This window comes from Campylobacter sp. CNRCH_2016_0050h, assembly GCF_025772605.1.
Lineage (GTDB): Bacteria > Campylobacterota > Campylobacteria > Campylobacterales > Campylobacteraceae > Campylobacter_D > Campylobacter_D lari_D.
The window spans coordinates 1-5,940 of record NZ_JAKMSK010000024.1 but is presented as its reverse complement, the minus strand read 5'-3'; the positions used below and the strand labels follow the sequence as shown (position 1 = coordinate 5,940).

2 tRNA genes and 3 rRNA genes are annotated in these 5,940 nt (G+C 42.5%); all 5 read right to left on the bottom strand.

Annotation, left to right across the window (positions count from 1 at the left end):
- Positions 1-108 precede the first annotated feature (108 nt).
- Positions 109-225 (bottom strand): 5S ribosomal RNA (rrf, locus tag L8X28_RS08155).
- 293 nt (positions 226-518) lie between these two features.
- A 23S ribosomal RNA gene (locus tag L8X28_RS08150) occupies positions 519-3,426 on the bottom strand.
- 456 nt (positions 3,427-3,882) lie between these two features.
- Positions 3,883-3,959: transfer RNA gene (locus L8X28_RS08145), tRNA-Ile, on the bottom strand.
- Between the two features lie 8 nt (positions 3,960-3,967).
- Positions 3,968-4,043: transfer RNA gene (locus L8X28_RS08140), tRNA-Ala, on the bottom strand.
- Between the two features lie 95 nt (positions 4,044-4,138).
- Positions 4,139-5,651: ribosomal RNA gene (locus L8X28_RS08135) — 16S ribosomal RNA — on the bottom strand.
- Together the 16S, 23S and 5S rRNA genes with 2 tRNA genes alongside form the textbook arrangement of a ribosomal RNA operon.
- Positions 5,652-5,940 lie beyond the last annotated feature (289 nt).

Here is a 5,940-nt window from a genome sequence, read left to right as displayed (position 1 = left end):
AAATAACTAAAATAACTAAAATAACTAAAATAACTAAAATAACTAAAATAACTAACAATAAAAATAAATATAGGATTATATATAAAGTAAGAATAATAAGAATTAACAAGTCCGCAATGAGCTACTTTCCCCCTGCCAGTAAGGCGTAGTATCATCACCCACGATGTGCTTAGCTTCTTGGTTCGGGATGGAGCAAGGCGTCTCCACATCTGTATAATCACGGACATTGTTATTTAAATATTCTATTTAATATAGCATAATAAAAACAATCAATAAGATTTAGATATAAAAATCATTTTTATTTTAACTTTCATCTTATTCTTATTTAGATGTTTTATTGAACTAAATACTTTATTGTTTTATTTTAGAATACTTAAAAAACAATGTTAAGAGCAAGTTCTAATATAAACTTTACTTATAAGATTTTATAAACTTAAGAATGTAATTTTTATATAAATATTTCATATAAAAACACCCAAAGCTTTATTAAAAACCTTAACAAGGAAGTGATGCTTAAATAAGATAAGCCAAACGCTCTATTAGTACTGGTCAGCTAAAGGACTTTCATCCATTACACACCCAGCCTATCAAACTAGTAGTCTTCTAGAGAGCTTAGAGAAGATTCATCTTAGAGTTGGCTTCACGCTTAGATGCTTTCAGCGTTTATCCGTTCCAAACTTAGCTACGCTGCGATGCTCTTGGCAGAACAACAGCTACACCAGTGGTTTGTTCAACCCGGTCCTCTCGTACTAGGGTCAAATCTCTTCAATCTTCTTACGCCCACGGCAGATAGGGACCGAACTGTCTCACGACGTTCTGAACCCAGCTCGCGTACCGCTTTAAATGGCGAACAGCCATACCCTTGGGACCTGCTCCAGCCCCAGGATGCGATGAGCCGACATCGAGGTGCCAAACCTCCCCGTCGATGTGAGCTCTTGGGGGAGATCAGCCTGTTATCCCCGGGGTACCTTTTATCCTTTGAGCGATGGCCCTTCCACACAGAACCACCGGATCACTAAGACCGACTTTCGTCTCTGCTTGACTTGTATGTCTTGCAGTTAAGCTGGCTTATACCTTTATACTCTACGAACGATTTCCAACCGTTCTGAGCCAACCTTTGTAAGCCTCCGTTATTATTTGGGAGGCGACCGCCCCAGTCAAACTACCCACCAGACATTGTCCCACTTGAGGATAACTCAAGCTGGTTAGCTACCCAAATAAGAAAGAGTGGTATCTCAACAACGGCTCATATACAACTGGCGTCATATACTCAAAGCCTCCCACCTATCCTGCACATTCTTATCCAAATAGCAGTGTCAAGCTGTAGTAAAGGTCCACGGGGTCTTTCCGTCTTGCCGCGGGTAGGAGGAATTTTCACCTCCACTACAATTTCACTGGATCCCTCTTTGAGACAGCTCCCATCTCGTTACGCCATTCATGCAGGTCGGTATTTAACCGACAAGGAATTTCGCTACCTTAGGACCGTTATAGTTACGGCCGCCGTTTACTCGGGCTTCGATCAAGAGCTTCGCTAATGCTAACCCCATCAATTAACCTTCGAGCACCGGGCAGGCGTCACACCCTATACATCCTCTTACGAGTTAGCAGAGTGCTGTGTTTTTGGTAAACAGTCGGGAGGGACTCTTTGTTGTAAGTTTCTTCGCTTTCGGAGTAAATCCTAATACGAAGCGAACCACACCTTATACCGAAGATACGGTGCTATTTTGCAGAGTTCCTTAAAGAGAGTTCTTCCACGCGCCTTAGAATACTCATCCCACCCACCTGTGTCGGTTTACGGTACGGGCAACATTAGCTAAACTTAGAAACTTTTCTTGGCTCGACGGCATCAGCAATTCTCCTCGCTGTCCGAAGACTTTGAAGAGCCTTTCAGTTCTCAGAGTATTGTTATACGGATTTGCCTATATAACCTCCTACGACCTTAGACTAGCACTTCCATCCGCTAGCTTGCTTAGCCCTAAGCGTCCTTCCATCGCACACTAATGTTGGTATTGGAATATTAACCAATTTGCCATCGTCTACCCCTTTCGGACTCGACTTAGGACCCGACTAACCCTACGATGACGAGCATCGCGTAGGAAACCTTGGGTTTACGGCGTTAATGATTCTCACATTAATTATCGCTACTCATGCCTGCATGCTCACTTCTATTCGCTCCAGCACTCCTTACCGGTATACCTTCGGCGCAAATAGAACGCTCTCCTACCACTTGATAAAATCAAGTCTACAGCTTCGGTACTTACTTTAGCCCCGTTATATTTTCCGCGCAAAATCACTAGACCAGTGAGCTATTACGCTTTCTTTAAAGGATGGCTGCTTCTAAGCCAACCTCCTGGTTGTTTAAGTAACTTCACATCGTTTTCCACTTAAGTAAGATTTAGGGACCTTAGCTGGTAGTCTGGGTTGTTTCCCTCTTGACGACGGATTTTATCACTCGCCGCCTGACTGCTGTGATTACATATAAGGTATTCGGAGTTTGATAGGGTTTGGTACATTGGTGTATGCCCTAGCCCATTCAGTGCTCTACCCCCTTATACTACGACACAACGCTATACCTAAATATATTTCGGAGAGAACCAGCTATCACGAAGTTTGATTGGCCTTTCACCCCTATCCACAAGTCATCCGGGGGCTTTTCAACGCCTATCGGTTCAGTCCTCCACTAGTTCTTACACTAGCTTCAACTTGCTCATGGATAGATCACTTCGTTTCGGGTCTGCAGCATCTGACTTAAGCGCCCTATTCAGACTCGCTTTCGCTACGGCTTCGCGTGTGCTTAACCTTGCCAGACACCACAACTCGCAGGCTCATTATGCAAAAGGCAGTCCATCACACTGTATTGCTACATAGTGCTCTGAATGATTGTAAGCAAATGGTTTCAGGTTCTATTTCACTCTGATCACCTCAGTTCTTTTCACCTTTCCCTCACGGTACTTGTGCACTATCGGTCTGGTAGTAGTATTTAGGGTTGGATCGTGGTCGACCCAGCTTCAGACAGGATTCCTCGTGTCCCGCCCTACTCAGGATACTGCTAGCTAAGGTTTGGTTTTCGTATACGGGACTATCACCCTCTATGGCTACACTTTCCAGAGTGTTCTACTAACCTTACCTATTGCACATTGCAGTCCTACAACCCCCAGTGCAAGCACTGGGTTTGCCCTCTTGCGCTTTCGCTCGCCGCTACTGACGCAATCTCTATTGATTTCTTTTCCTGTAGGTACTAAGATGTTTCAATTCCCTACGTTCGCTCCATTATGGTAGTATATATCTCTATATACTGGGTTGCCCCATTCGGAAATCTACGGATCAAAGCTTCTTGACAGCTCCCCGTAGCTTATCGCAGTCTAGTACGTCCTTCATCGCCTTTACCAGCCAAGGCATCCACCATTCGCTCTTAATAGCTTACCTTTTAAATTCATTCTAAAACGCATCACTTCCTTGTTAAAGTTTTTATGATAAGACTTTACTATCTTAAGACGGAAAGCATTTAAACACTTAATAAAACTAAAAACATTAGTCTAACTAAGCTGTGAGTTTAAAACTTGTCTTTAACTAAAAGCTAAAGAAAAGATAGTTAGGTTTTATCCTTTAACAAGTCCTGTAAAATTGTTTTTATTAAAACTTGCTTGTGACTCTTAACAATGATAATTCAAATAACATTAAATAACTAATCTAATATATAAAATATTCTATTATTTATTTAGCTTAGGTCTTAAAACCTAAAGGAAGTATATATAAAGAGTTTAAATAATTTAAAAACATAAGTAATAAAGTATTTTACTTTACTTATTGCTTTATTATTAGCTATATACTTGCTTTAAGTTTTAAAACTTTATTATATGATTGATAAACAAATCTTTTTTATGGTGGGCCTAACAAGACTTGAACTTGTGACCTCACCCTTATCAGGGGTGCACTCTAACCAGCTGAGCTATAGGCCCTTAATAAATGGTGGAGAATAGCGGGATCGAACCGCTGACCTCCTGCGTGCAAAGCAGGCGCTCTCCCAGCTGAGCTAATTCCCCAAAATTAGCTTTTCATCAATCTTTGAAATCTAAACAAGGATGATTGAGTCTATATATGAACTGATAGTTGTGAGACTTATCAGTTTGTACTCTAGAAAGGAGGTGATCCAACCGCAGGTTCTCCTACGGTTACCTTGTTACGACTTCACCCCAGTCGCTGATTCCACTGTGGACGGTAACTAGTTTAGTATTCCGGCTTCGAGTGAAATCAACTCCCATGGTGTGACGGGCGGTGAGTACAAGACCCGGGAACGTATTCACCGTAGCATGGCTGATCTACGATTACTAGCGATTCCGGCTTCATGCTCTCGAGTTGCAGAGAACAATCCGAACTGGGACATATTTTATAGATTTGCTCCACCTCGCGGTATTGCGTCTCATTGTATATGCCATTGTAGCACGTGTGTCGCCCTGGGCATAAGGGCCATGATGACTTGACGTCGTCCACACCTTCCTCCTCCTTACGAAGGCAGTCTATTTAGAGTGCTCGGCCAAACCGTTAGCAACTAAATACGTGGGTTGCGCTCGTTGCGGGACTTAACCCAACATCTCACGACACGAGCTGACGACAGCCGTGCAGCACCTGTCTCTAAGTTCTAGCAAGCTAGCACCCTCTTATCTCTAAGAGGTTCTTAGGATATCAAGCCCAGGTAAGGTTCTTCGCGTATCTTCGAATTAAACCACATGCTCCACCGCTTGTGCGGGTCCCCGTCTATTCCTTTGAGTTTTAATCTTGCGACCGTACTCCCCAGGCGGTACACTTAATGCGTTAGCTGCATTACTGAGATGACTAGCACCCCAACAACTAGTGTACATCGTTTAGGGCGTGGACTACCAGGGTATCTAATCCTGTTTGCTCCCCACGCTTTCGCGCCTTAGCGTCAGTTAAGTTCCAGCAGATCGCCTTCGCAATGGGTATTCTTGGTGATATCTACGGATTTTACCCCTACACCACCAATTCCATCTGCCTCTCCCTCACTCTAGACTACCAGTTTCCCAAGCAGTTCAACGGTTAAGCCGTTGGATTTCACAAGAGACTTGATAATCCGCCTACGCGCCCTTTACGCCCAGTGATTCCGAGTAACGCTTGCACCCTCCGTATTACCGCGGCTGCTGGCACGGAGTTAGCCGGTGCTTATTCCTTAGGTACCGTCAGAATTCTTCCCTAAGAAAAGGAGTTTACGCTCCGAAAAGTGTCATCCTCCACGCGGCGTTGCTGCGTCAGGGTTTCCCCCATTGCGCAATATTCCCTACTGCTGCCTCCCGTAGGAGTCTGGACCGTGTCTCAGTTCCAGTGTGACTGATCATCCTCTCAGACCAGTTAAGCGTCATAGCCTTGGTGAGCCATTACCTCACCAACTAGCTGATACTATATAGTCTCATCCTACACCGAAAAACTTTCCCTACTCAACTTATGTTAAGCAGGAGTATAGAGTATTAGCAGTCGTTTCCAACTGTTGTCCTCTTGTGTAGGGCAGATTAACTATACCTTACTCACCCGTGCGCCACTAATCCACTTCTAGCAAGCTAAAAGCTTCATCGTTCGACTTGCATGTATTAGGCACGCCGCCAGCGTTCACTCTGAGCCAGGATCAAACTCTCCATAAAAAATATAGATAGTTTAATCTTTTTCTTTAAAGAAAAAGTATTTTAAAGATTAATAAAATAATCTTTAATTATTAATTGATAGATTTACATTATTAAGGTAAATCTCTGGCTCAATCGATCACTTATTTAGATTTCAAAGATTGACTATAAGATTTGATTAACAATATTAATAATTTAAAGAACAAATATTAAAAATTAAGATAAAAATCTTAAGTTTTTTAAGTCCCTTTTATTTGAAAAGGAAATGAAATTATAGCAGTAAAAGCTTAAAGTTTTATTAAAATTGGGA